Source organism: Paenibacillus sanguinis 2301083 = DSM 16941 (assembly GCF_000374825.1).
In the GTDB taxonomy this organism is placed as follows: domain Bacteria; phylum Bacillota; class Bacilli; order Paenibacillales; family Paenibacillaceae; genus Fontibacillus; species Fontibacillus sanguinis.
Genome location: NZ_KB895377.1, coordinates 364,666 through 391,416, shown reverse-complemented (window position 1 = coordinate 391,416; position 26,751 = coordinate 364,666). Strand labels below are relative to the sequence as shown.

The following is a 26,751-nucleotide window of genomic DNA, read 5'->3' as shown; positions in this document are numbered from 1 at the left end:
ACAATTCCGATGAATGGAGTGCACTGACGTATGCGCAATGCTGCAAAAGCAACTCTACTATGCCTCAGTTTAGCTATTCTGGTTCCCCTAATGGGGGCCTGCGGACAGCAGGACCATCCTCGCGCCAGCTCTGTTTCCCGGGGCGGCGGCCTGCTGGCGGCAGATACGAAAAACGCCAAGGTCATCGGCGAGACAACCTGGATTCCTGTCAAGCAGGTGGCACAGGCGCTGGATTTGCGAATTATGGAAACAGCTAATGCTGCAAGACTTGGCTTCACGGACATCATGTTTGAGGTTTACGAGGGCCACAAGCATGCCGTATCCTTTGGCTCTCCACTCTCGCTGCCGGAAGCACCAATCCGCGAGAATGGCCGTCTTTATATGACTACAGAGGCCGTAGCGGCTCTCCTTCACACCAACGCCAGCATTAATCCGACCAGCGGTGCCTTGGAACTGGGAACGATTCGCCTGCAAGATCAGGCAGGTCCCTCATATAACGATAGTAATCGTTTTGCCGCGTTTGGTGTTGCCGAAAATCGTGAAGCGATGGTATCGTATGCCAAGCAATACCTGGGTGTTCCTTATGAATTTGGGGCTGCATCCTATGAGCAATCCAAAACCTTTGACTGCTCTTCGTTCACCCGTCATGTATTCCAGCGCTTTGGGCAAAATCTCCCGCGACTGGCTCGGGATCAAGCTAAGGAAGGCAGTGAAGTCAGCCGCAGCAATCTGCAAGTGGGTGACCTGATCTTCTTCACCGTTCCGGGCCGCTTTGAAACGGATAACATCCCCGCACATGTCGGCATCTACATTGGAGACGGTAAATTTATCCACACATGGGGTGATCCCGGGGTACAGATCAGTTCGATGGACTCAGGGTATTGGAACGATGTGATCATTTCTATGAAACGCATTCGCTAGTCCACATGAACAGTTTGCTGAACCTCAATAAAGGAGTCGGAAGCCTGGAGCCTTCCGGCTTTTTCTTTCGTTTCTTGATGAAGTAATTCAAAAAGTCATCGCAAGCATAAGCCTCGGTCCTGCAAATTCGACTTTTTGAACTCGCACTTAAAGGGAATTTCCCTTCGCTTCAAATACAAAGTATAATGAATGTAAGCGCCATTTTCTATATAATATTTGTACATATAAAATGGAATGAATTCTAGGGGAGAACGAGATGAACAAGGACGAATTGAAACAGGCCTACAAGCTGCTGGGTCTACCTGAAAATGCTTCTCGCGAGGAGGTTGAGCGGGTAGCTGATGTTCTACTACGCCAATCCCGCTCTCGCAACATAAGTGCACAGGACAAAGCGCAAAACGAACGCAAGCTTGAAGCGTACAAATTAATTGTACAGGCTGAGAAGCAAGGGAAAATTGCCGAGATGAGCCGCGAGCGCTTTCGCAAGTGGGGCAAGCTGGCCGGACCTGCCGAGAAAATGGATGATTTCTTCAGGTTGTACAAGCATTATGTCATCATTGGGCTGGTGGTGATCGCTGCTCTGATCTATGGAACCACAGCCTATCTGGATCATCGCGAGGAACAGAAACGCCTCGCCGCCCTCCCTCCCATCGATCTGTCCATCCTGATGATTGGCAACTATATGGCCGATGAGGCTGCGGGGGGAACACCTGCACTGGAACAAGCCATGACCGCCCAGATTCCCGAATTTCAGAGATTGGAGCTTGAACTGGTGTATCTTCCGCTTCAAGGTGAGGCCGGAAGTGCTGATATTGCCTATCAGCAAAAAGCTATGGCTGTTGTGGCAACATCAAGTCCGGATATTTATATTACCGACAAGGCTTCCTTTGATTGGCTGGGTGGTGGCGGAGCCTTCTATAACCTCGATGAAGATGCCGCCGGAGAACTTCAGCCCCTATTGACAGAAGACAACATGGTCAAGGCCATATCTGAAGACGATGGCGCCGAGCATTTGTACGGCATCGACATATCCGACAGCACTTTACTCGATGAGTTGCCTCTAAGCGGCTCTGAAGTGATCGTCTCTTTGCGTGCTGATATTCAAAATAAAGATAAAGCCCTCCATATGATCAAGAAATATCTGGAGTCTATCCCCAAGGCGGCCGAATAGCCGCCTTATTTTTTAGATGTAGTTCAAAAAGTCAGCTTTTGATCACGAAACGATTCTGGAAGTAGATTTGGCGTCGAATCTTGAATTCACCCGGGACTTCCGTTGCTCACGTACCCACTACGTATGCTCCGCTACTCAGTCCCTAGCTTCATCCAACCTTCTTGGTGCTGAAAAGCTGCCCTTTTGAACAATTATGATAAAATTTTTATTCATTGATTATTTGTAGGCAATGTCTTACAATAACGATATAAACGCGCGTTTACGAAAGTGGGGACAACCTTATGCGCAGCGAAGATATAGCAAAATTAGCCGGGGTGTCCCGCAGTACCGTATCACGGGTCATCAACAATTATCCGAATGTTCCAGAGGCTACGAAAGCTAAAGTGCTCCAGGTGATCGAGCAGCATCATTACGAGCCTAACAGCTTCGCCAGAGCGCTCGCAGGCAAACGAACGGATACGATTGGTCTCTTCGCCATCAGTATGACCGAGAAGGAAGATACCAGCCGGATTTACCAGAACAGCTACTTCGCCCCGATTGTCGACATGGTCGTTGACACGGCCAATGCCCGCGGGTTCTATGTACTGATTCATACGGTGTATTCGCCTGGCGACTTCCAGAAGGTGAAGCAAGCCTTTCAGCAAAAACGGATTGACGGCGGGATTCTTGTAGGTACGCAGAAGGACATCGAGCTGGTTCGAGAGATGGTCGGACAAGATGCGCCCCTGGTGCTGATTGATTACGACATTTCTGAAATTATGGCCGAGCGTCTGAATAAAAATCATCTGGCCATCATTAATTCTATGGACTATGAGGGCACGGTTCAGGCCATTGAGTATCTCATTGAGCTGGGACACCGTGAAATCGGGATTATGAAGGGCCGCATGAACACACATTCGGGTCGCGAACGCTATCTCGCTTTTGAACACACGCTTGACAAATACGGTTTGCCGCTACGGGATGAATACATTCTGGAAGGGGAATTCCTGAAAGAAAGTGCCCACCGTGAAGCGCATAGACTGGTGGATCAAGATTCCCTGCCCACGGCCCTATTTTGTTCCAACGACGATATGGCCATGATTGCCATGGGAGCGTTTGCAGAGCGTGGAATAAGCGTACCCGATCAGCTATCCGTCATCGGCTTTGACGATGTTGAGTTGGCTTCAAGGATCACCCCAAAGCTAACCACCGTCCGTCTTCCCGTTGACGAAATGGCCAAGGCGGCCGTTTTGAAGGTGATCGAGTTGTGCGAAACAAAGCAGCCTGCCTTCAGTACTATCAGCTTTCCAACCCGCTTGGAGGTGAGAGACTCCTGCAAGCCCCCCGCCAAGTAACAGTATTACGGCACCTCCCTCCCCTTCAAGGTGGATGGAGTGTGTATTTGACTAAAATAAACGCGCGTTCACAATGGAAGGGAGAGTCCAATTCATGAAATTTGGAGCATTTGACGATCAACGTAAAGAGTATGTGATTCATACACCGCAAACCCCGTATCCATGGATCAATTACCTGGGGAATGAACAATTTTTCGGACTGATTTCCAATACTGCCGGTGGCTATACATTTTACCGCGATGCCCGGCTGCGCAGATTGACTCGTTACCGCTATAATAATATTCCGCTGGATACCGGCGGCCGTTACTACTATCTGCGCGATCATGATAACGATGACTTCTGGACCCCGGGCTGGATGCCAGTCAAGCGCGACCTGGATAGCTATGAATGTCGGCACGGCTTGGGATATACCTCGATTACTGGAGAACGTGGCGGCATCTCGGTAACCCAATTAGCCTTTATTCCGCTGGGGCACAACGCCGAAGTTCACCGTTTGACCGTGAAGAATACAAGCTCGGCCGCCAAGAAGGTATCCCTCTTCTCCTTTGCTGAATTTTGCCTGTGGAACGCTCAAGACGATATGACGAACTTCCAGCGCAATCTGAGTACCGGTGAAGTTGAAGTCCTCGACTCGGTTATCTATCATAAGACCGAATATCGGGAGCGCCGGAATCATTACGCCTTCTATTCTGTGAACCGCGACATTGACGGATTTGATACCGACCGTGAAGCATTTGTCGGATTGTACAACGGGCTTCACGAGCCGCAGGTTGTTGTTCAGGGCAAAGCCTCCAATTCGGTAGCCAGCGGCTGGTCGCCGATCGGCTCTCATGAAGTGGTGTTAAAGCTGGCCCCAGGCGAAGAACAAAGCCTCATCTTCATTCTCGGCTACGTAGAAGTACCGGAAGAGGACAAATGGGAATCGCTTGGTGTCATCAACAAGAAGCCAGCGCTTGAAATGATTGAGAAATTCGCCACTGACGCCGATGTAGATCAGGCATTAAGCGATTTAGCTGCCTATTGGGATAACTTGCTGTCCAAGTATCAAATCAACAGTGGCGACGATAAGTTGAACCGGATGGTGAACATTTGGAATCCGTATCAATGTATGGTTACCTTCAACATGTCGCGTTCCGCTTCCTATTTCGAATCCGGTATCGGGCGCGGCATGGGCTTCCGCGACTCCAACCAGGATTTGCTTGGCTTCGTGCATCAAATTCCGGAGCGGGCCAAGGAGCGCATTCTCGATATCGCCGCTACTCAGTTTGAGGACGGCAGCGCCTATCACCAATATCAACCGCTCACCAAAAAAGGCAACAACGAGGTTGGCAGTGGCTTTAACGATGATCCGTTGTGGCTGATACTCGGAACCGCAGCATATATAAAGGAAACCGGCGATGTAAGCATCTTGGAGGAACAGGTGCCATTCGACAGCAATCCGGACAATACGGCTACCCTGTTCGAGCACTTGAAGCGTTCCTTCTATCACGTCGTGCATAACCTTGGGCCACACGGCTTGCCGTTAATCGGACGTGCGGACTGGAATGACTGCCTCAACCTTAACTGCTTCTCCAAAGAGCCGGGCGAATCGTTCCAGACTACAGCTAATATTGAAGGCCGCGTTGCGGAATCTGTCTTTATTGCCGGCCTGTTCGTCTTTGTTGGCCCTGATTTTGCGGAAATTTGCCGGATGCGTGGACTGGATTCCGAAGCTGGCGAAGCCCTCAAGCTAACGGAGGAAATGCGCAAGACTACACTGGAGCATGGCTTTGACGGTGATTGGTTCCTGCGGGCCTACGATCATTACGGCGAGAAGATTGGCAGCAAGGAAAATGAAGAAGGTCAAATCTTTATTGAACCTCAAGGCATTTGTGTTATGGCTGGTATCGGTGTAGAGGAAGGTCTAGCGGCCAAGGCGCTTACCTCTGTCGAGGAACGTCTGGATACCAAATACGGCATCGTCCTGCAACAACCGCCATATTCCAAGTATTACTTGAATCTGGGCGAAATCTCCACTTATCCGCCAGGCTACAAGGAGAATGCCGGTATTTTCTGCCATAATAACCCGTGGATCATGATTGCGGAGACGGTGCTTGGACATGGCAACCGGGCCTTCGACGTCTACGCAAAGATTGCCCCTGCTTATCTGGAGGAGATCAGCGAGATTCACCGTATGGAGCCTTATGTCTACTCGCAAATGATTGCCGGTAAAGATGCCGTGCGTCATGGCGAAGCCAAAAACTCCTGGCTCACCGGAACAGCTGCCTGGAACTATGTAGCTATTACGCAAGCCATCCTCGGCGTGCAAGCAGATTTTGCCGGTCTGAAGGTTGACCCTTGCATCCCGGCGGCTTGGGACGGCTATGAGATCACTCGCGTATTCCGTGGAGATACCTACGTCATCAAGGTAAGCAACCCTAATCATGTTGAAAAAGGCGTAGCCAGCATCACGGTTGATGGTCAATCTATTGAAGGCAATATCATCAAGCCGGCAGGCGATGGCGCCATTCATCAGGTTGAAGTTGTGCTTGGCTAAAATCTCATAAACTCTCTTTCAGTCCCCCTTGCATCCGATTGATTCAAGGGGGTTTTTAGTTCTATACCATTTGGCATGCCAGGTGCTATAATCAATGGTATAATTAACCTATTTTCCAAGGAGGTCTTGATCCCAATGTCATGGTTTAATCGGCTCCCCCTCGCGCGCAAGATCACAGCCGCATGCTACATGGTCGCAGCGCTGTTCGCTATCCCTGCTTTGCTGGTCTTTATCGTGTTAGGACATATCTTTGTTGGTCTTTTATTAGTGGTTGTTTTGGCAGCGCTTACTTACCCTCTGTCAAACTACGTCAAGAAGGTGCTCACGGATTCCTTCTCCGACATCTCCAATGCCTCCGCCAAGATTGCCAAGGGTGATTTCACCGGACGCATCATGGAAACCGGCGGCATGGATGAGCTTAACCGCTCCTTCAACAGCATGGTGGACAAGCTGCGGAAGATTCTGCAAGAGACTTCGGATATTACCCGCAAGGTCATGGATTCCAGCCGCAGCATCTCGGATCGGAACCAACAGTTGATCGAAGTCATGACCCAGGTCACCCATTCCTCCAATGAGCTTGCACTTGGTGCTAACGCCATTTCGGAGGATGTCGGCGGCATGAAGGATGCCACCCGCGAGATTGAGCTTAAGGTCACCAATTATACGGAGTCTACCCGGGAAATGAACAAGCGTTCCTCGGAAACTCTGGAGCTTGTAGAACGCGGACGCGAGTCGGTTTCACGTCAGGCCGACGGTATGCGCAAGAACATCGAAGCTACGGAGAAGGTAGCTGAATCTATCGATGCTCTGGCCAGAAATGCCCAAGGCATTACACGGATTACTGCGACGATTTCAGAGATCGCCGAGCAGACTAACCTCTTATCTCTGAACGCATCCATTGAAGCAGCCCGAGCCGGGGAGCATGGCGCCGGCTTTGCGGTTGTCGCTCACGAGGTCCGCAAGCTTGCTGAGGAATCCACAGCTTCCACGAAGGAGGTCTTTGGACTCGTTCGCAGTATTGAGCAGGATGTGCAGCAAGCCGAGCATAACATCAAGATCAATGAAGAGGTAGTCCAGCAACAAAGCGGGATGATTCAAGAAGCAGAGCAAATTTTCCAGGATATCGTCCATAGCTTTCAATATATTACCGAAGAGATGGCGGCCTTCTCTAAGGAAAGCGAAGCCATGCTGGAAAGTGCTCAAGGCATCTCTGCCGCCATTCAGAACATTTCAGCCATTACCGAGCAATCTGCAGCGGCCACCCAGGAGGTCTCTGCATCCATGAATGAGCAAATCACCTCCATCCAAGCTATGGCCGATGAGACGGAAGCGATGAAGAACGCTGTATTCCAACTGCAGAAAACGATACATATTTTCAAATTCTAAAAGCGTGATGAAAAAGGAACCTTGGATCCCACGATTCCCGTGGTCTCAAGGTTCCTTTTATCTTATATGATGTGTGTAGTGGTATACCGCTCAGCTTGGATTGGCTTAGAAGCTAACCGCTCTCAAGCGCACTATCCGGCTGCTGAAATCACCCCGCGCCGAGGCCATGGATAAACCGGCCTGCATCAAGCGATCTCCACCGTATATCTCTCCACTGCCTAGCACCTCATAGTCTCTGCCAGGATCAAGCCCGTCCAGCTTTACACGCAGCAGCGGGCCGTTTGGCTCAGCCAACACGCGGAAATAAAACAAGAGGGCTTCACTTTGGTCAGGGCTGACGAACATCCAGGACGTCTCATTGCCCGTAAACGGGCTTTGCAAGCGATATAATTCCCCTTGCTGCACCAAGTGTCGTATTTCCTTATATAGCGCAATTTGCTCCTTGACGATCCCCTTCTCTTCTTCCGTAAAGCGGGTCAAATCCAGCTCATATCCAAAATTTCCGGACATGGCCACAGCGCCGCGGAATGAAAGTGGAGTGATCCGCTCAACTTGATGGTTCGGTACGGCAGAGACATGGGCTCCCATCGTCGACACCGGATACACAATACTTGTGCCATATTGAATTTTCAAACGCTCCACCCCATCGGTATCGTCGCTTGTCCAGGTTTGCGGCATATAGTACAGCATGCCGGGATCAAAGCGTCCGCCCCCGCCGGAGCAGCTTTCAAATAAAATATGCGGGAACTGGCTGGTCAGGCGCTCCAGCAGCTCATACAGACCCAGTATATAACGATGGGCAACCTCGCCTTGCCGTTCAACTGAACTGGCCGCTGAGCCGACCTCTGTCATATTGCGATTCATATCCCATTTGACATAAGAGATTGGCACTGTGGAGAAGATGCTGCTAAGCCGCTCATATAAATATTCGCGCACATCGCTGCGTGACATATCCAGCACAAGCTGGTCTCTGGCCTCTGTCCGCCGTCGTCCTGGTACATGCAAGCACCAGTCCGGGTGAGCCCGGTACAAGTCACTATCCGGTGACACCATTTCCGGCTCGAACCAAAGACCAAATTGCAAGCCGGTCTTTTTCACTCGGCCAGCCAGATCCGCCAGCCCCTCCGGTAGCTTGCGGCGGTCTTCAAACCAGTCGCCCAAGGAGCTGTTATCGCTGTCGCGTCGTCCAAACCAGCCATCATCCAGCACAAACAGCTCGAGCCCCAGCTTGCCGCCCTCCTGGGCAATGGCTTCAATTTTGTCCGCGTTAAAATCGAAATAAGTCGCTTCCCAGTTGTTCACGAGTATGGGTCGTTCCTGATCACGGTGTTGTCCGCGACATAGACGAGTACGATACAACCGGTGATAGGTTCGTGACATACCTCCGAGGCCACGGGAGGAATAAACCATGACCGCTTCCGGCGTCTGGAAGCTTTGCCCCGCTTCCAGTCTCCAGTTAAACTCAAACGGATTGATGCCGATGGATAAACGGGTTGAGCCAAACTGCTCTACCTCAGCACTTGCGATAAAGTTGCCGCTATATACCAGGCTAAATCCATACACCTCACCTTGTGCTTCCGTCGCATCCGGACGCATCAAGGCAATAAACGGGTTTAATTGATGCGAGCTTGAGCCGCGGCTGCTGCTGATCCCCGTTATACCCGGAGCCAGCCGCCTCCGCTGCACATGGCGCTCGCGAGCCCAGGCCCCGGAAAGATACAAAGCATCATAGTCATCATCGGGGAAATCCACGGAAGCACTCAATGCCCGCTCCAATTGCATGACTGTATCGCTGCTATTGGTAATTCGGGCCGATCTCGTAATCACGTCCAGATCAGCAAATACAGAATAGCTCAAAACCACCGTCAGGCCGGAATAATGATCAAATAGCTCCAGTTCTAGGGTTTCCGCTTCTTCCTCACGCTCCGTATATACCGAAGGCAGGCCTTCCAAAGCCGGCTTACCCGCAACAATACGGTGTGAGCGGTACAGCAGTTCAGTCACGCGTGTTCCATTTCCCAGTCTTACCTGATAGGCAGGGCCACGGAAATCACTGGTTCCGTATTGTGGATACTCCTGAGGTAACGTATCCAGCGAGATCGATTTGTCTTCCGGCACCGGATTAGGGCTAAAGGAAGACCGTTCCTGAAAGGTTAGCATTCCGTCCAGGTAGCTTCCATGGCGCAGCCTGGCGCCAAAATACACATGGGCAGCATAGCCCTGAACCAATTGAATTAAATAGCTGGTATGTCGGGATTGCAGATGAAAAAGACCTTTGGCTTCATCAAAGAAAATAGGCATTTCATGATCCTCCTGGAATTTCTCCAATCTAACTTTGATCGTTCTGGAATTCTCTTTCATTCTACTATTTAAACCAGGAGGAGTAACGATAATAAAGTGATCTGATACATGGACTTTTATGTCTTTATTCCGGCTTGCCTTCCGATTCGTCCTTCAGATCGGCCTTCGACTCGTTTAATGGCAGTTCTTCCTGCTCAGTGCCCAAGTCCGCAGCCTTCTCCGGCTTCCCGAGGTCTGAGTAAGGAGTCAGCGATCGTCTGTTACTCGTAAATCGGGTAGCCCGGCGCTGCGCTCGCTGCTCGCGCGTCTTGCGGCGGTATAGACATACCGGCACCAGAATAATGGAGGCAATCACCAGCAGCGGCAAAACCCCGGCAAGGAATACGATCAGCCATTGCCCAAGCGATGACAACATCTCAATGCTGCCATTCAGCGCGTTCTTCATCCGCTCCGGCAAGCCCGGCTTCTCCCCCATCATCGCCAGCTTGGCAGCATCCGGCTGAAAAACCCGGATTTCTATCGTGGAATAAGCTACATTGCTATCGATATAACGCATTTTTCCTTTGATCTGCTCTATATCTGTCTGAATCCGCTCCAGTTCATTGACGTATTCCACAAGCTGCTTCGACTGTGTGGCCGCCTCCATGAACTTCAAATACCGGGCTTCCGTCGCTTCCTTGACCTTAAGCCGGGACTCCAAATCTACGTATTGCTCCGACACATCTTGCCCCTGAATATTGCGTTGCATAGACTTCGGCTCAAGCTGCTCCAGACGGTCGAGGAAGGTCGAGAAGCCATCAGCCGGAACCTTCAATACAAAGTTTCCGCCCAATTCATATCGCGACTGATCCTCATCCCACTCCACCAAATACCCGCCGCTCACCGCAATAAGATTGCGAATTTCCGTTTGCGTTTTGGCATAATCCGCGACTTCCATGACTACACTAGCCCGGTAGATCAGCTTTTTAGGCAAACCCGCATCGAGAGTGGCATTTTGGCTTTGTATACCTGCCACTCCCTGCCCCACTGCTGCAGCCTCGGCGCCACCTCCTGTTGCATGGCCTGAATCGTTGGCCTGACCGGTGGATGCCAGGGATTCCTCATTCAGATTTGAACCCTCATTAGCCATATCCGCTGCTGGCATACCACGATTTTCCGCTGATGATTCCGCCTTAAAGTCATTACTTGCCCCACCACAGCCCCCTAGCAACAACACGAACAAAACAATGACTGTACAACCGCTAACCTTCCTGATCCAGCCTTTCATAGGATGACCCCCTATTTTCCTTTGTTTGGACGCCCTCTCTGTTGTATGTACTCTTGAATTATGTATTCATTTATGGACGTCTCTTACTTACCTGACGAAGGTCATGGATGGAAAGTTGCTCCAGTCAACATCAATTTATAAATTTTTGAACTCCAGCCAGCCGATCTCCAGCCCCGGCTTGATCTCATCCAACGTCAGCTCGTAGCTGCCCGCTTCCAGTTCAAAACGCAGCAGCTTCTCAGCAATCCACTTCCCATCGGTCCCGTTCGTTTGAACCGTAGTCAGCAGTTCCCCATTCAACAGCAAATTGCAAGCGGACTGTGACAGATTTGAAGCGGCATAACGCATCCGGACCACTAGCCCATAAACTCCTGCCTCTGCTACCTGTAGAAATGTCGCTTTTTCGGCTTGTGGAACGACACGGACACTTTCGGACTTAGATAGTTCATTTGACGCCAGTTCCGAAGCAACGCCAGCCTTATCCAAGGGATGGAAGAGACGGATATCCCTCAACAGCTTAGGCTCTCGGGCAAATACCGGAGCATCCATAAGAAAGCGACAAATATTGATGGCACAGCGTTGCAATTCCCCCAGGGTTAACGTGCCGGCAGCCAGGGACTCCAACGTATTGTCTCCCCGGGCATTAATTTCCGCACCATTATTGTTAATAACCATGTACAGATCGTTTTGGGCGCGTACCATAAATGAAGTGTAGGTGGCATCCGCCGGCCCCCCCTTCTCGCAATCGTTCATGACCGCCCACCAATCCGTCATCACGATACCTTCGTAGCCCCATTCATTCCGGAGGATCGTCGTATTCAGATCGTAATTGGATGCGGCCCAATGCCCATTAACAGGATTATAGGAAGTCATAATCGACCTAGCACCGCCCTCTTTCACTGCAAGTTCAAAGGCCTTCAAGTAGATCTCGCGTAAAGCGCGTTCGGACACCACCGTATCGACCTTGGAGCGAGCATGCTCCTGGTTGTTACCGGCAAAATGCTTCACAGTAGCATGGGAACCACCTTTGCGGATACCGCGTGTTACTGCGACGGCAAAGCATCCCGTTAGCAACGGGTCCTCAGAGAAATATTCAAAGTTTCGACCGTTTAATGGATGGCGATGGATGTTAATCCCAGGTCCCAGCAAGGTGTCGATTTCATTCCGCAGCAGTTCCTGCCCTTCCATGACGTAAAGGGATTCCACCAAGGGAACATCCCAACTGGAAGCCAGCAATGTTCCGATAGGGAGCTGGGTTGCCTTATGACCGCTATCCATCCGGATGCCGGAAGGGCCGTCTGCCGCACAGCCGATCGGAATACCGTAATCGCTCAGACTATCGCCAACTCCGCCAAAGGCAGCGGCCGTTCCCGGGGTTACCTTCGGGCTGCTCATCCCCTCACCCCGCACCAGAATAGCCAGTTCTTCCGCCGTCAACTGGGCAACAAATGCCTCCAGACTAGCCTTTCCAGCCTGTACGTCCTTGAGCCGAATGCCCAGGTCACCAGTAACCGGGGTTGTCTTCGGCAATTGGCTCTGAATGCGTTCCTCCAGCGATACGGTTCGCTGTGGCACTTCCTCGTAAGCTAGCTCATAAGTACCATCAGCCTTGCGATTGCCCGGTTTCAAACGGGTAAAGCCCTCCGTAGGGGCCGCCGCTTCCGTCAACTGCTCGACAACTAGCAATTGAGCTATGCTGAATGCCGCTTCTCCCGCCAAGCAGACTTGCTCCGTCTGGCGAACACTATTGCCCACATGAAGCTGGTAATCTCCTGCTTCCAGTACATAACAAGCTTTGTGGCTCGTCGCCCCACTATCATCATAGGAGGCCATTCGTTTGACTGGCAGGCGAAGCTCAACCACCTCCGTCTGACTAGGCTGCAGCAGCCCCGTCTTGGCAAATGCCCCAAGCGCGCGGGACGGCTTGCCCAGCTTCCCTTGCGGCGCCTCATAATAGAGCTGAATGACCTCCTTGCCCGCATACTTCTCCCCGGTGTTGGTCACCGCCACTTCAAGCTCCACGCAGGCATCTGCCCCTTCGCCCGTACAGCGAGCCTGCCGAACCTTCCAGGCAAAGGTCGTATAGGACAACCCGTAACCAAAAGAAAACTGCACCTTCTCCGGACAAAATGTCTCAAAATAGCGGTAGCCTACATAAATATCCTCCTGATAGAGATTTTTGGCCTCATCCCCGAAATTCGCTGTAGAAGGGTAGTCCTCAATATGGAATGCGATCGTATCCGTCAGCTTGCCGCTTGGGGTCACATCTCCGGATAACAAATCGGCTACGGCATGTCCGCCGATCATTCCCCCTTGCCACACATACAATACGGCCTGAATATGTCCCTGGTGAGCCTCATCCTCAACCCAGCTCATATCGATCACGTTGGAGACGTTCATGACCACAGCAACTCGTTCAAAGTGCCGGGTGACCGTGCGCAAATTGTCCAATTCCTGAGCGGTAAGCCGGTAACTCCCCTCTGTATCCGCATTGTCCTGATCCTCTCCGGCGGTGCGTCCAATGACGATGACGGCTTTGCCAGAAACGCTTCTCGCCTCGGCAACGATCTCATCGGTGAGCGGCATCTCTGCCTGACACCAAGGCTCGGCGGCCCAGCCCCCGCCACCGTTATCGAATGGGTGCTTACTGATCCATTGCTCGTATCGTTGAGCCAAGGTTTCATTAACTGTGATGCCATTATTGGCCCGCAGCCCTTCCAGCATATTTACCACATATTCCACATTCACGGCTCCGCCGGAGCCGGTTCCACTTCGGTAGTAATCAATTTGGCATCTTCCGAAAACGGATACAACTTCATCATTTCTAATGGGGAGCATCTCGTTTTCGTTCTTTAACAGCACGCCCCCTTCTGCTGCCGCAATCCTGCTGTATTCGGCAAAGCCCTCCAACGGTTGTCCAAGTCTAGATTGATTCATTTCTTCTTCTCTCCCATCTGTAGATGCTCGCTGCGAAATTTCACGAACGCGCGTTCACAAATGAACGCGGAAAACCCTGAGGGTTCTCCATATCCATGAAATCCATCCTCCGCCGGCACTCCATATTTGCAATCATTGTCGCCCAATCTAGCATTTCCGTCAAATTCGTTTTACATATTTAGACATGATTGTACGATAATCGAATAACCATTCTTCCTTCTCTTCCGTGTACACAAATCCATTATATTGATAAAATACCGTACCAATATCATTTTCACGCTCGCACCAGGCATAAATTTCCACCAGCGTTGTATCCAGCCGAAGCAATTCATTCAGCAACCGCTTACCAATCCCTTTGCGCTGATATTCCTTGAGCACATATAGCCTTGCCAGTTCGCTGGCCCCATTCTCGGGCTCGGACAGTTGGCCGAAGCCGACAACCTCTCCCTCCCATAGCTCTACCAGAAATTTACGCACCATTCTAGCCTCATCCTGTATGATGCTTTGCTCCAAGCTGCTCTTGGCATAAGCTTGAGTCAGATAAGCGGCGATAAAATGCTCCGGATAAATCGTTTCATATGTGCTATTCCACGTCTCCACGGCAACCTCGCGAATTCCATCGATATCGCTCATCCTTGCCGGACGGATCAGCAAAGAATCCATAGCTTCAATCCTTTCTTTCTGTCAACATCGTTACAAATCTATGATACACTGCCATCAACAGGTAAATCTACCCTAATTCTAAAATCAATGACGCCCTAATCATGGGACAAATCCATATCTCAAAAGGGAAAAAAGCTAGATACATAAGACCCCTGCCGTCTCCGGCAGGGGTCCCCTTTATTCAAATATGTAATTAACATGAACTATTGCAAATAACGTCTAAACCAATCCGAAATTTCCTTCAGCCGACGAATTCGATGATGCGGCTTGCCGGAACGGGACAGCTCATGATTCTCACCCTTGAACATGCACAAGCGCGATTCTACGCCATGCATTTTAAGCGCCGTAAACATTTGCAGCGCCTCCACCTGCCAACAGCGTAAATCCTCGTCTGAATGCAGAAATAAGGTTGGCGTTCGTACCCGATCGGCATATTTGAGCGGTGATTGCTCCCACATACGCTCCACTCCATCCCAAGGGCTTGAGGCGGTCTGCTCTGTGGCAAAATAGTACCCGATATCCGTCGTGCAGCATATCGATATCCAGTTGGAGACTGAACGCTGAGAAACGGCGGCGGCAAAGCGGTCTGTATGCCCGATAATCCAGTTCGTCATAAAGCCTCCGTAGCTGCCCCCGGTCACGCCTACTCTACGCGGATCAATCGCTGGATAAGCCTCCAGCACCCGGTCGGTGAATTCCATGATATCCTCGTAATCGATTGTTCCATAACGGCCACGAATATCGGCAAAATCATCGCCCCGTCCGTCCCCGCCCCGAGGATTGCAGAACAGTACAACATAACCTTCATTGGCCCAAAGCTGCATTTCATGAACATACAATGTGCCATAAACAGACTTGGGTCCGCCATGAATGTTCAGTATGGCCGGATAGCGGCGCTCCGGGTCGTAATCCTTAGGCAGAAGCACCCAGCCATCAAGCTCTACTGCATCGCGATTCACCCAGGTCAGCGGCTGCGGCACCGCAACGTACTTATTCTCCAGTACCGATTCGTTGAACCTGCTAAGTGGAGTCTCCTCGCCCGAATGCAATTCCAGTCTGTAAAGCTCTTGAAGTCCCTGCTCTCGCATTCCGACAAACACCAGAGTGCCATCACCATTCATGGCAAAGCAGTCTATGGCCCCCTCTCGGCGGCTCACAAACTTCACACTGCCATCGTACGCTATGCGGCACAGCCTGGAGCAATACCGGTCTGTGACGATACAGTACACTCCTTGCTCCGTAACCGCCACACCTCGGCCTGCCCCTAGACGACAATCCGTGCCTACGCTATTGCCTACAGAAAGATCAGGGTCAGCAAAGCGAATGATCTCCCCATCCGATTTCAGTCGGAAAAAGGATGGATTCTCGTTAATCGCATATTTGCGGCATTCCGAGGCGACAAACACGATATCCGCTCCCAGAAAGTCAGCCGTGCGGAACTGGTAGGTCCCAACAGGAATCCGCTCCTCCAGCCGTCCCTGTTCGATATCATAGGTCCACAGCGAGTCGGTGAGCTTCATTTTATTGGAGAATTCCTGCCCGGTGAACAAAATGCGCTTCTTATCCTCACTAACCTTCAACGAGACGGTATCGAACCATTCCCCCGTAAGTGGCGTCAGGTGCTCATCCGCAGCATCAAACAAATAAACACGATGGCGCTTCTTGTTGGAGATCCCCTCTCCATTATGCCAGAACGGGATTTCATCCAGCACCGTGTAATCCTGTTCTTCTTGATACGTTCGCCGCGCCTTCTCCTTATCCTCCTCACTAAAGGCAGCCACATTGGGACTGTTATGATCATATAGCGCTTTGACTGCCCACAACGTTCCCCGTAGCGGATAGATTTCGCTGACCTTAAGTGGAATGGAGAATGCCTTCAAGGCTTCCCCGCCATCAAAGCTAAGCGTGTAGAAGTGGGTCCGTGGCTCCAACGGATGAGGGGTTTTGTCTTCGTGCTCCCGGTTGGCCTGGATAAACAAGGTGTCATCGTCCAGCCAACGAAAGGTTCCCAAATCCCCCATCCCCGTGTACTGCTTCACTGTATCGCCCGAGACTTCGCTAATCCATAGGTCAGATAAGTAACCCTTTTTCTCTTTATTACTCGTCTTTACGCAATAGGCGGCATACTTGCCGTTTGGAGAAAGCTCCACGCCCGATAAAAATTGATACCTGGTGAAATCATCCGCTTGCAGCAGAAACATCCTGACAACTCCTTTTTTTCCGATTTCCCCCATTTTACTACGACTGGTTATAGAACAACAGAAGTCATCGTGAAATGAAGGTCTCTATCGGCCAAATAGAATGTCCAGAATAGTGGAAAATTTGCCCGTTGTATGTCCTTTCAATACATCGGGGTTGTACATCTCAACATACCCACAATGAAGGCAGGATACGAGCAGGTAATGATGATGCTGGATATCAAGCAGCTTGCTAAGCCCCGCCCCTGCCATAGATACTTCCTCTACAGAGCTGTCCCGGCTGCCGCACTTGACACACTTGAACCGATGTTGCAGCACGACCGGCAAATCAAAATGCTCCTTCACCCGGGTAGACTCGGACAAACCAGGCTCCACCTCGGGCCCTGGCTTGCCCTCCAGATGCTCCGGCAATACCTCATGCTTGCAATCCGGACACACGCCGTCAATCAGGATGACCTGTTCTCCGCACCATGGACAATGAATCACGCACACCGCCTCCTACATCAATCATTTACGGCCTTCCGTTAGCATGATGCGACCAAGGCCGTTATTTCAGCCAAACTGCGGATTTGATAGGTGGGTTGCAGCCCAAGTGTATTGGGCTTGCCTTGGGGATTGAACCAGCAGGTGTCGATACCATAATTGATGCCGCCCTGCATGTCTGAGGTCAAGGAATCTCCAATAATCATGACCTGGCTCTTATCGGCGATACCCAGCTTGCTGAAAGCGTAGTCGAAGATACCCGGATGCGGCTTCTGATACTCGGTGTCCTCAGATACGATAATCTGCTCAAACATTCCGTTCAGTGCCGATTTGGCAATACGGCTCGTCTGCACCTTTTTGATCCCATTGGTGATAATGGACAAGCGATACCCGGACCGGGTTAACGTTGAGCAAATATCATAAGCGCCGTCGATCAGATCATGTCCCTCTCCCAGCCGATCCAGATAGTATTCACTGATTAGCTCCACCTCGGAACGTGTCTTCCATCCAAGCTGTGTGAACAAACGAGCAAAACGTTCTGTTCTTAGGGATGCCAATGTCACTGTACCCTGTTCAAACTCCCGCCAAAGCTGCTGGTTAATGATTTGATAAGCTTCCATCACCTCTACCGTACCGGGCAGCCCCTCGTATTCCAGCGTGCCTAACAGAGCGCTGCTCTCCGCCTTCGGATAATCAAACAACGTATCGTCGGCGTCAAATAAAAGATGTGTATATGTCAAATGAATGCCCCCTGTTCCCATCCTATGCCTCATAAAACCAAATCCGGCTCTCTTTTTGCTTCAACTCCCTCAATCTTAGGCAAAATACGATATGAAGTAAATGCTTAATTCAGAGATATGGATTTAAGGCAACACCAAAAAGGCCTGCCAAAGCGCTTTATGCGATAGGCGGGCCTAATCTCCTCGCGACTATGCTGGCTGTGGAATAGATGCTCACTCCTTTTGTTTTTGTTGTCCACGAAGCCATGGAAGCTGGTTGAACAGCGCATACCCCAGCAAAAAGCCGGCTGTGTTCAGCATAAAATCGTCCACGTCAAAGCTGCCTCTTCTCAGGACAAGCTGTAGCAATTCCAGGACAAGCACCCCAAGCAGGAACAGGGGGAGCGCTAGCCGCAGTCTCCCGTTACACAGAACGAGCAAGCCGATGCCAAAAGGAACGAATACACCGACATTCCCCACGATATTAATCAGCCAGCTGCTTGACAGGAAATCCCGACGCCCAAAGAACTGGAATATCGTATGAAAAGGCAGCACATTGTACATATAAGACGCCTGCGTCGTCCTGCCAAAGCCAAACAACATCCAATAGGCCAGCAATAAAGCATAGCCTGTCAGGAGGACTGCCGTTATCTTTTTACTTGGCAATCTGCAAGTCTTCAAGGCTTGACCGGCAGAGTATCGCTTAAATGGTAAGCGGTCAGATCCTTAGGAAGCATCTCCATGAAAATCTCGTCAAAATAGTGCCCGTTAACATAGTAGCTTTGCGTCCGGCGGCCGATGATCCGAAAGCCTGCCTTCTCATAGCTCCGAAGAGCGGGCTTGTTGAACTCAAAAAATCGCAGCATAATATTTTGGAGATTCAATAGCTGGAAACCATACTCGCAAACCAACTGTAAAGCCTCGGTTCCAAAGCCTTGTCCCCTCGCTGCTTCCTCGCCTATGAATATACCGACCTCAGCGGTGCGATGAACGGGATGGATGGAAAATAACGAACAATTCCCCAGTAGCTCATTGGTCTGTAGGGAGACAATCGCGAAATGATGTCCCTCCTTGGCCATATCATTTAATATCTCCTGCTCTCGCCGCAGCCCGAATACCTCTCTGGACATCCCTAGCTTAACCGTCGTAGAAAGATTATTAAGCCACTCCGTATACCTCTCCACATCTTCCGGATTGACTGGAGAAAGATAGACCTGCTCTCCCACCAGCTTCTTAAAATATTTCATTCATAATACCCCCTTGTAATTTTTGATTCATTATACACCTTTATCAGCACTCATAATCTATGTAAAAATGTTCGAAATAGAGAAGAATATAATTGTAAATGATATCACAAAATGGTAATCTATATTCGATAGCGCTATCATTTTTTCTTTCATTTGTCAATATTTTCAAATTTGATATTCATGCGGCAGGCAAGCAGGAAAAGAGAAGGATGCAAGGCCCACTCTATTAAAGGAGCGAATGCATAATGCTGAAATGTAGTAAACCTCTCTACCTATTTCTGCTCTTCACACTTCTGATCGCCTTTATACCACCCGCTGGTACGGCGAATGCGGCCAACTGGAACTTGGTCTGGTCTGATGAATTTAACGGCTCTTCGTTAAATAGCTCCAATTGGACCGCCGAAATCGGCACAGGATCATCGGGTTGGGGGAATAATGAGCTTCAGTATTATACCAACCGCTCACAAAACCTCCGGGTTACCGGCGGCAATCTTGTCATTACCGCACAGAAGGAAAACTATGGAGGCATGAATTACACTTCCGCGCGCATCAAAACTCAAGGATTAAAGAGCTTCAAATACGGCAAAATTGAAGCCCGTATTAAAATTCCTACCGGACAAGGCATCTGGCCTGCCTTCTGGATGCTGGGTGACAATATCAGCTCGGTGGGGTGGCCTTACTGTGGCGAGATTGATATCATGGAGCACATCAATCATGACCCCTACGTCCACGGAACAGTACACTGGGACGCAGGAGGCCATGCCGACTTCGGCCGGACCTCGGGCAATCTCGACTTTTCACAATTCCATGTATACAGCATAGAATGGGACGCCAACTATATTCGCTGGTTCGTTGATGGCGTTCAATACAATGAAATTCTCATTGCAAATGGTGTTGGAAATACCGAAGAATTCCAGAAATCATTTTTTATCCTGCTGAATTTGGCCGTTGGTGGCAACTGGCCGGGCAGCCCGAATAGCTCTACTGCATTCCCGGCGCAAATGCTGGTCGATTATGTGAGAGTATATCAGGATCAAGCCTCACCAGGCCAAGGTATTGAGAGCGGAGCGGTCTATACGTTGACCTCCAAGGTCAGCGGCAAAGTGCTTGATGTCGTAAGCAGTTCCACCGCCGATGGCGCCAAATTGCACCAATGGACCTCTAATAACGCCAACAATCAGCGCTTCCGTGTGGATCATATGGGCGATGGCTACTACAAGCTGACCGCCATGCACAGCGGGCTGGTCGTTGATGTGCCATATGGCACCACGGAGCGTGGCGTTCAGCTCCAGCAAGTTATCGACCATGGCACCGATGCACAGCGATGGAAAATTGTTGATGCAGGCGGAGGTTACTACAAGCTGGTCTCCAAAGCCAGTGGACTCGTTATGGATGTGTCGAGTTCTTCAACTGCCAACGGTGCGGTCGTGCAGCAATGGACGGACAACGGCACGGATGCCCAAAGATGGCGGCTCACCAAGGTGAACTAAGCTGATGCACAAATAGGGGCGGAAGGGTTCCGTCCCTATTTGTCATGGGTAAGAAAGGTATGATGTCGTACTTAGAACTGAACTGTTAATCCTTGATGTTCAACCCCAGCAGCTTGGAGAAGCCAATCGCTTGCTCGGGAGATACCGTACAGCCAGCCAATGCCCGCACCGGGATATCTATTCGCTCATAAGTGCAGGTGCTGATATCAATGCCTTTCAGCGACGTTTCATTGAAATCGGCCTCATTTAGTTGGCATTCTTCAAACTTTATGTCCTTCAGCTTGCTGCCATAGAAATTGGCATGCTGTAGCGAGCACGCCGCAAAGCGCACTTGCTTGAGCGCTGCCTCGGCCAAATCGCTCAGGTTCATCACGCAATTCTCGAACGTAACCGAACCCAGATTAGCCTTGGACAGATTAAGCCCCGTTAATTTGCAATCCTTGAAATGAACGCGATGAATGATACCGCGATGCAGCACCGTATTGGATAAATCGCAGTTCTCCAGCACCACATCCGTCAAATCCATATGCTCAAACCGGGTATGGGCAAAGGAACAGCTACGCAGCAGCACCTTGGATAAGATGCATTTATCCATAACCTCGCGTTCAATATGTACACCGCTCAGCAGCCGGTTCACCAGTTCATGATCTTCATCTTCCAGCAAATCTTCTCTCCGGGCTTCAGCTAAATCCACAGGAAGCTGCGGCAGGACAATTTTTGATTTTATTGCCATGGTTATCTTCTCCTTTGATGGATTACATCTGTATTTTTTATAGCTTGCTCAGCGCCTCGGACAAACCGGTTACGTCCAGTCCATCCGTTGCAAAAGCTCGCCGGACCAATTCGGGGGGCACAAACTCATCATATTTGCCAAGATACGGAGCTTCATCCGGGTCAAGCAGCGCTTCCGGGCTGGGAGCTGCCGCAAGCTCGGAACGAATGCTGTTCAGCAATTCATCGGCCCCCGCCTTGCCGGCAATCACCATATAATAAGGCTCCATAGGCACTACTTGCCTTAAGCCCACCTGCTCCTTCAGGTTATGCTTGAGCAAACGCTCCAGGGTGCGGAATGGCTTGCTGCCCGCCCATGGCAATACGAACAGCGAGTCGCCTCCAGCCGGAATTACGGGACTGCGCAGCAGACCGCTTTCCCGGGCCAAACGACGCGCCCTCTCCAAGCGATTCGCCGCCCCGGGAGCGAGATAAGGATAAAGTGTATGTTCCTCCAGTACCTGACGCATCTTCTGCATGACCCGGGTATGCACATCTCCCCCGGCTCCGACCCACAGCGTATCCACCTTGCCGCGTGAGGCCTTGACGTATACGGCCTTATGCCTGCTGTCCACCTCCTCGACCTTCCACAGCTTCCCCGCCAGCGAGAAGCAATAGCCGGGCGGCGGCACCGTGGTAATGGTGCCAATCTCCTCGGAGCCATTATATACGACATGCTCCTCGTCATCCTTGAACACAGCGTAGAAGCGGAAGTTGTTAACCACCTTCTCCCCACCCAGCCCAATCATCAGTGTGCCTTCCTCCGTCTGCTCTATATGATTGGTCTTCAGCAGATATTGGAGAAGTCCCTTGTATTCCTCCGGCTCAATGCCGCGAAAAGCAGGCAACGTCAGCACCGCTCGCGCCAGCTCGGCTGGTTCGGCCTCGCCGATGCTCTTAAGCATGCTCATCGTCTGATGATACAGCACCCCTACAGGCTTATGGCGCAAAGCGATCGGCTCAACCCAGCGCTCTCGAATATACAATTCAATGACGGCGATGGCCCGCAGCAGCATCCAGGGCATTCGCGCGGGAAGCTGAGCTTCTTCGTCCTCCTCCTCAGCGCACAGGAACATCATCTCCGATGCCTGATCTTCACGCCGACCGGAACGGCCCAAGCGCTGTACGAAGCTGGAGCAGCTATAAGGTGCTCCAAGCTGGATGACCCGCTCCAATTCGCCAAGGTCGATGCCTAGCTCCAGCGTTACGGTTGCCGCGGTCACTGCCGGACCAGAACCTGAGCGCAAAGCGGCTTCGGCCTCTTCCCGCAGCATCGCGGAGATACTCCCGTGATGGATATGAAATACATCGCGCTCCTCCCGCTTGGCCGCAATCCGGCGCATCTCCAGCGTAGTCAGCTCCGCATCGCTGCGACTGTTGGTAAAGATCAGCGCCTTTTTCAAGTGAGTGTGGTCATATATGTAGTTATAAAAATTCTGCTTCGCCAGTTCCAGATGCTCCGCTTCCTGCTCATTTCTGGCATCGGGAAAGGAAAAGTGCTCCACAGACAGCTTGAGCCTCCTCCCCCCTGCAGGAGCTACCACTTCTACCGGCTGCGGAGTCCCTGCTCCCAGCCAGCGAGCTGCAGTATCATAATCACTCAGCGTTGCAGACAAGCCGATTCGGCGTGGTGTGCAGGAAGCCATCCGCTCCAGGCGGTTCAGTTGACTGATGACCTGAATGCCCCGGTCCGCCCCCATGAAGGCGTGCACCTCGTCGATCATAATGTATCGCAAATCCTGAAATAAAGCAGGGATGGCGTTGGGGCGATTCATCAGAAGCCCCTCCAGAGACTCCGGAGTAATCTGCAACACCCCGCAAGGACGCTGCATCAGCTTGGTCTTCTCGGCTTGAGCCACATCGCCATGCCAATGCCAGACCGGAACCTCCCCCTCCCGCAGCAACTCGTTGATTCGCTCAAATTGATCGTTAATCAGCGCCTTGAGCGGGCCGATATAAAGGATGCCTACCGAGCTTGAGGGCCGATCATGCAGCTCTGTCAGCGCTGGAAAGAAAGCCGCCTCCGTCTTGCCCGAGGCAGTACCTGAAGCGATGAGCAAGTGATGAGGTGTATCAAACAGCACACGGGCAGACTCCAGTTGAGCCTCTCGCAGCGTATCCCACTGCTTGCGGTAGATGTACTCCTGGATAAACGGCGCCAGCCGGGAAAACAAATCAGACCCGCTCATAGCTCAAACTCCGCCAGAAAATCATCCAGTTCATCGTTGGAATCCTTATTCTTATCCTTGCGGCCGCTTAATGCTGCATACTCTTGCTCCCGCTCGCCCAGCAACTGTTCAAATGTCAGCTCGGGATGCTGATGCAGCACATGCAGCACATCCATAAAATCCCGCACTACTTCACGGGTTGTCAGCAATTCTTCAGCACCTAGCCGGTTGACCACCGCCTGCATGAATACGATAAGCTGCTCATCTGCAAGCTGCGGCTCATAACCCATATGCATGGCATGAATGTCACGCAGCTTCTGCAAGAGCAGCATGATCTCTTCATGGGAAAGCATATCCAGCTTCAAAATCGGCGAGGCGTACGAACGCAGAGCCCCACTACTGCTATAGCGCCCATCCATCAAACGCGACCGCAAGGCATCGTAGCTAAATAATCCCCTCCGCTGATCTTCCACAAATTGCGGGGTTCCTCCGAGATAAATGCCAAGGTATTGGGCTTTGCCCTGCATCGTATCGTTAAACATGGTCAGCAGCTTCTCATAGTTGCTTTGGCGGGAGACACTATTTGTAATTTTATACAAATTCACGCCCTCATCAATGAAGAGCAGCAAGCCCTTGTATCCGATACGCACCGCAAACTCGCCCCAAAGCTTCATATAATCGTACCAGTTATCGTCATCGATAATCACGCCGACACCCAGCTCCCGGCGCGCCTCCGTCTTCGTAGGCAGCTCCCCGCGCAGCCAGCGCAGTGCCGCTGCCTTGAGATCATCGTCACCCAGCTTGTAGCCGGACCAATAGGCGGCGAGCACCTTGGCAAAATCAAAGCCGTGCACCAGATTTTGCAATTCGTTCACCACCGCATAAATCCGCAGCTCTACCGCAGCGTGAAGCTGGGAGTCGCCCGGTGCTAGTCCGGAGGCTTGCATCTCTTCTTGCTGCAATTTGGCAATCCACCGCTGCAGCATGATCTCCAGCGCTCCTCCATCCGGTCTGGTCCGGGTGGACAAGTGCATCATTAGTTCGCGGTAGGTGGCCAGACCTTGTCCTTTCGTTCCGACCAGCCTGCGTTCGGGGGATAAGTCGGCATCTGCCACCACGAACTCACGGTCCATCGCATAATTTCTTATCATTTGGAGCAGGAAGCTCTTACCGCTTCCATAACGTCCCGTAATGAGGCGGAACGCAGCCCCGCCTTCAGCAATATTGTCCATATCCTCCAGAATGGACGAGACCTCCAATTTGCGGCCAACCGCAATATGCTCCAGTCCTATGCGGGGAACGACGCCCGCTGTCAAGGAGTGAACCAGCGCTGTTGTCAGCCGCTTGGGTATCTGCATGGATTTCATTCCGCTAATCACCTCTTTGTTAGAAATACAGCTTGATCTCGGCTATTGCCCTGCTTGCAGCACCCGCTCCAGCTCGGTACGATATTCTGCCAGAAGCTCTTCTCCATCGATAAGCAAATCGCCTAGCCATTCCATAGCCAAGTGATTGATATCATCTATCAGCAATTCCGGCATGGAGCCTGCTTGCTCGGCAATAGCCTGTAGTCCAGCCGAGCCTTGTCCGTCCAGCAAGCTGATGAGCACCTGCCGTTGACATGCTGATAAGCGTCCGAGCAGTTCCTGCCATGCATCAGAAATGGCCGATGATACCGCCACCGCAGGCTTGTTCTCGGAAGATCGTCCTTGTTTATCCGCCCCCGATTCCCAGGCTTGTTCAGCTTGCGCCCTCGTCCCTTCCCGGCGAGGCAGTAGCTGCGCTCCTGTTAATAACGGCAACTCGGCCGTACTCTCCTCCGCTTGCCAGCCATGTTCAAAGTCCAGCTCCGCCTGAACCGGACGTACTGAAGGGACAGCACTACGGCTGTCTTTCTTGGAAATATCCTTCTGCCCCTGCTCCGGCAATTGCTCCTCCTCAGACAACAGCATATCCCGCACCTCATCGGATTCCTGCTTCAGCTTACGCAGCTTGGCGGCGTTGATCTTCACCTTCGGCAGTCGCGCCCTCGCTTCTTCCTGCTGACGTTGAGTAAACTCTGTCTGGAGGTAGCGGCTGATGAGCTTATCAATATCCGGCTCCACAGTGACACCCTTCAGCCGTCCCTTGTATCCGTCAAGCTCTCGCAGTTTGTTCTCAGTAAACCTCACTAGATGTGTCAAGTAAGCGCGAAGGGGAGGATGTTCGCTATAGGGAAGAACCGTTACTTCCCGGGTCCGCCCATACAAGCTGTGATCATAAACTGCACTGCGAAAGAGGTAGCGGGAGACCTTCCTCTCACGTGGTACAAAAAGATCAAGCAAACGACTTCCCTTTGTTTTGGTTAAAAATCCGTCCACGAGCGTGACAATCCTGGGCGCGTAATGCCGTAAGCTCTTCCGACCCTGCTCTATGTAATAACGGCTCTTCTCCGCCTCGTAATCAATCATCAGCCGAAGCAGCTCCCAGCTTAGCTCCAGCGTATGAGCCGAAAATTTCCGTTGCCATTCCAATTCCTTCAGTTCCATGGACAAGCTGCGCGGCAGCTTGGTTAACGGCGGGTTAACCGGGGCCTGATCCAGATGAAATATCAATGCAAAATCATAAAGCCACTCCCGCGAATAGTTGTCCAGCTTGGGGTAACGCTCCCGGTAAGCCTGCCAGACCCGCTCGATTTGTGTGTATCCCTCTGACGGATCCGCCCAGCCTATTCCGTGAATCAGCTCATACAGGTACACAAATAAATAAGACAGGTCTGTATCAGGATAACGACCGGCTCGCACCTCTCCCCGCCAAAACAAATACCATTTCAATTGGCTTGGCTGCATTTCATCATAGGTTGGCCAGTAGGTATGAAAGGGAACAAATTCCGCCGTATCTTCAGTCACATGCTCCAGTTCCTTTCCCTTGTGGACAAAGAGCTGTTCCCGGGAAATATAACGAAAATCCTGCTCAAAGCTCTTTTCCCGGCTCCAGGGGTCCGGAGCGACAATCCGGCTTATTCCTTCTTCCCTGATCCCTTGCCGGTCCGCAGGCCCGATCTGTATCTCCAGCTCGGCAAAGGCAGGTTGTCCCCTCCGCTCTGCGCGTCGCCCGTCCCGGGCAGACAGGTCGGAGTAGAATCGTTCGTCCTTATGATCATTCATGGTATAAAGACCT

19 protein-coding genes are annotated in these 26,751 nt (G+C 51.4%); 6 read left to right on the top strand and 13 right to left on the bottom strand.

The window, feature by feature from the left end:
• Positions 1–30 precede the first annotated feature (30 nt).
• From C557_RS0105310 to C557_RS0105290, 5 genes are all read left to right on the top strand, one after another.
• A complete protein-coding gene (locus C557_RS0105310; protein WP_018750799.1) occupies positions 31–921 on the top strand; it encodes a C40 family peptidase in 891 nt (296 codons plus the stop codon).
• A 256-nt stretch (positions 922–1,177) separates the two neighbouring features.
• Positions 1,178–2,092, top strand: a complete 915-nt coding sequence (locus C557_RS0105305) for a hypothetical protein (protein WP_018750798.1) — start codon at positions 1,178–1,180, stop codon at positions 2,090–2,092.
• Positions 2,093–2,373: 281 nt separating this feature from the next.
• Positions 2,374–3,426, top strand: coding sequence for a LacI family DNA-binding transcriptional regulator (locus tag C557_RS0105300; protein ID WP_018750797.1), 1,053 nt, complete (start codon positions 2,374–2,376; stop codon positions 3,424–3,426).
• A 94-nt stretch (positions 3,427–3,520) separates the two neighbouring features.
• On the top strand, positions 3,521–5,962 hold the full coding sequence (locus C557_RS0105295; RefSeq protein WP_018750796.1) for a glycoside hydrolase family 94 protein: 2,442 nt from the start codon (positions 3,521–3,523) through the stop codon (positions 5,960–5,962).
• A gap of 135 nt (positions 5,963–6,097) precedes the next feature.
• Positions 6,098–7,348 carry a methyl-accepting chemotaxis protein gene (locus C557_RS0105290; RefSeq protein WP_018750795.1) on the top strand — a complete coding sequence of 417 codons (1,251 nt, stop codon included), beginning with the start codon at positions 6,098–6,100 and terminating at the stop codon, positions 7,346–7,348.
• Between the two features lie 105 nt (positions 7,349–7,453).
• Here the strand turns inward: C557_RS0105290 and C557_RS0105285 are convergent, their stop codons facing one another.
• The 9 genes from C557_RS0105285 to C557_RS0105240 form a co-directional block, all read right to left on the bottom strand.
• Positions 7,454–9,649 carry an alpha-galactosidase gene (locus tag C557_RS0105285; RefSeq protein ID WP_018750794.1) on the bottom strand — a complete coding sequence of 732 codons (2,196 nt, stop codon included), beginning with the start codon at positions 9,647–9,649 and terminating at the stop codon, positions 7,454–7,456.
• A gap of 124 nt (positions 9,650–9,773) precedes the next feature.
• Complete coding sequence (locus C557_RS24055) at positions 9,774–10,916, bottom strand: DUF4349 domain-containing protein (RefSeq protein WP_018750793.1); 1,143 nt, start codon at positions 10,914–10,916, stop codon at positions 9,774–9,776.
• A 135-nt stretch (positions 10,917–11,051) separates the two neighbouring features.
• On the bottom strand, positions 11,052–13,853 hold the full coding sequence (locus tag C557_RS0105275; RefSeq protein ID WP_018750792.1) for a glycoside hydrolase family 3 C-terminal domain-containing protein: 2,802 nt from the start codon (positions 13,851–13,853) through the stop codon (positions 11,052–11,054).
• 159 nt (positions 13,854–14,012) lie between these two features.
• A complete protein-coding gene (locus tag C557_RS0105265; protein WP_018750790.1) occupies positions 14,013–14,516 on the bottom strand; it encodes a GNAT family N-acetyltransferase in 504 nt (167 codons plus the stop codon).
• A 203-nt stretch (positions 14,517–14,719) separates the two neighbouring features.
• Complete coding sequence (locus tag C557_RS0105260) at positions 14,720–16,717, bottom strand: alpha/beta hydrolase family protein (protein WP_018750789.1); 1,998 nt, start codon at positions 16,715–16,717, stop codon at positions 14,720–14,722.
• An 84-nt stretch (positions 16,718–16,801) separates the two neighbouring features.
• The gene (locus tag C557_RS25595; RefSeq protein WP_018750788.1) at positions 16,802–17,200 is read right to left on the bottom strand and encodes a zinc ribbon domain-containing protein; all 399 of its coding nucleotides are present in this window, start codon (positions 17,198–17,200) and stop codon (positions 16,802–16,804) included.
• 38 nt (positions 17,201–17,238) lie between these two features.
• Positions 17,239–17,937, bottom strand: coding sequence for a YjjG family noncanonical pyrimidine nucleotidase (locus tag C557_RS0105250; protein WP_026263311.1), 699 nt, complete (start codon positions 17,935–17,937; stop codon positions 17,239–17,241).
• A gap of 213 nt (positions 17,938–18,150) precedes the next feature.
• On the bottom strand, positions 18,151–18,582 hold the full coding sequence (locus C557_RS23000) for a VanZ family protein (protein ID WP_018750786.1): 432 nt from the start codon (positions 18,580–18,582) through the stop codon (positions 18,151–18,153).
• An 11-nt stretch (positions 18,583–18,593) separates the two neighbouring features.
• Positions 18,594–19,163 (bottom strand): GNAT family N-acetyltransferase, encoded by a 570-nt coding sequence (locus C557_RS0105240; RefSeq protein ID WP_018750785.1) that lies wholly within the window; start codon positions 19,161–19,163, stop codon positions 18,594–18,596.
• A 245-nt stretch (positions 19,164–19,408) separates the two neighbouring features.
• Between C557_RS0105240 and C557_RS0105235 the strand changes: the two genes are divergently transcribed.
• Positions 19,409–20,653 (top strand): RICIN domain-containing protein, encoded by a 1,245-nt coding sequence (locus C557_RS0105235; RefSeq protein ID WP_018750784.1) that lies wholly within the window; start codon positions 19,409–19,411, stop codon positions 20,651–20,653.
• Positions 20,654–20,738: 85 nt separating this feature from the next.
• Here the strand turns inward: C557_RS0105235 and C557_RS0105230 are convergent, their stop codons facing one another.
• From C557_RS0105230 to C557_RS0105215, 4 genes are read right to left on the bottom strand one after another with little or no spacing between them, the layout of a single operon-like run.
• Positions 20,739–21,386 (bottom strand): pentapeptide repeat-containing protein, encoded by a 648-nt coding sequence (locus C557_RS0105230; protein WP_018750783.1) that lies wholly within the window; start codon positions 21,384–21,386, stop codon positions 20,739–20,741.
• Positions 21,387–21,423: 37 nt separating this feature from the next.
• On the bottom strand, positions 21,424–23,613 hold the full coding sequence (locus C557_RS0105225) for a DEAD/DEAH box helicase (protein ID WP_018750782.1): 2,190 nt from the start codon (positions 23,611–23,613) through the stop codon (positions 21,424–21,426).
• A complete protein-coding gene (locus C557_RS0105220) occupies positions 23,610–24,959 on the bottom strand; it encodes an ATP-binding protein (protein WP_018750781.1) in 1,350 nt (449 codons plus the stop codon). Before C557_RS0105220 ends, C557_RS0105225 begins: the two co-directional genes overlap by 4 nt.
• Before the next feature lie 42 nt (positions 24,960–25,001).
• Positions 25,002–26,738: a TerB N-terminal domain-containing protein gene (locus tag C557_RS0105215; protein WP_018750780.1), complete on the bottom strand. Its 1,737-nt coding sequence runs from the start codon at positions 26,736–26,738 to the stop codon at positions 25,002–25,004.
• Positions 26,739–26,751: the final 13 nt, after the last annotated feature.

What these genes read in the sequence shown, in the direction of transcription:
- C557_RS0105310 (WP_018750799.1), top strand. Translation starts at nt 31, where the DNA reads ATGCGCAATGCTGCAAAAGCAACTCTACTATGCCTCAGTTTAGCTATT.
- C557_RS0105305 (WP_018750798.1), top strand. Translation starts at nt 1,178, where the DNA reads ATGAACAAGGACGAATTGAAACAGGCCTACAAGCTGCTGGGTCTACCT.
- C557_RS0105300 (WP_018750797.1), top strand. Translation starts at nt 2,374, where the DNA reads ATGCGCAGCGAAGATATAGCAAAATTAGCCGGGGTGTCCCGCAGTACC.
- C557_RS0105295 (WP_018750796.1), top strand. Translation starts at nt 3,521, where the DNA reads ATGAAATTTGGAGCATTTGACGATCAACGTAAAGAGTATGTGATTCAT.
- C557_RS0105290 (WP_018750795.1), top strand. Translation starts at nt 6,098, where the DNA reads ATGTCATGGTTTAATCGGCTCCCCCTCGCGCGCAAGATCACAGCCGCA.
- C557_RS0105285 (WP_018750794.1), bottom strand. Translation starts at nt 9,649, where the DNA reads ATGCCTATTTTCTTTGATGAAGCCAAAGGTCTTTTTCATCTGCAATCC.
- C557_RS24055 (WP_018750793.1), bottom strand. Translation starts at nt 10,916, where the DNA reads ATGAAAGGCTGGATCAGGAAGGTTAGCGGTTGTACAGTCATTGTTTTG.
- C557_RS0105275 (WP_018750792.1), bottom strand. Translation starts at nt 13,853, where the DNA reads ATGAATCAATCTAGACTTGGACAACCGTTGGAGGGCTTTGCCGAATAC.
- C557_RS0105265 (WP_018750790.1), bottom strand. Translation starts at nt 14,516, where the DNA reads ATGGATTCTTTGCTGATCCGTCCGGCAAGGATGAGCGATATCGATGGA.
- C557_RS0105260 (WP_018750789.1), bottom strand. Translation starts at nt 16,717, where the DNA reads ATGTTTCTGCTGCAAGCGGATGATTTCACCAGGTATCAATTTTTATCG.
- C557_RS0105240 (WP_018750785.1), bottom strand. Translation starts at nt 19,163, where the DNA reads ATGAAATATTTTAAGAAGCTGGTGGGAGAGCAGGTCTATCTTTCTCCA.
- C557_RS0105235 (WP_018750784.1), top strand. Translation starts at nt 19,409, where the DNA reads ATGCTGAAATGTAGTAAACCTCTCTACCTATTTCTGCTCTTCACACTT.
- C557_RS0105230 (WP_018750783.1), bottom strand. Translation starts at nt 21,386, where the DNA reads ATGGCAATAAAATCAAAAATTGTCCTGCCGCAGCTTCCTGTGGATTTA.
- C557_RS0105225 (WP_018750782.1), bottom strand. Translation starts at nt 23,613, where the DNA reads ATGAGCGGGTCTGATTTGTTTTCCCGGCTGGCGCCGTTTATCCAGGAG.
- C557_RS0105220 (WP_018750781.1), bottom strand. Translation starts at nt 24,959, where the DNA reads ATGAAATCCATGCAGATACCCAAGCGGCTGACAACAGCGCTGGTTCAC.
- C557_RS0105215 (WP_018750780.1), bottom strand. Translation starts at nt 26,738, where the DNA reads ATGAATGATCATAAGGACGAACGATTCTACTCCGACCTGTCTGCCCGG.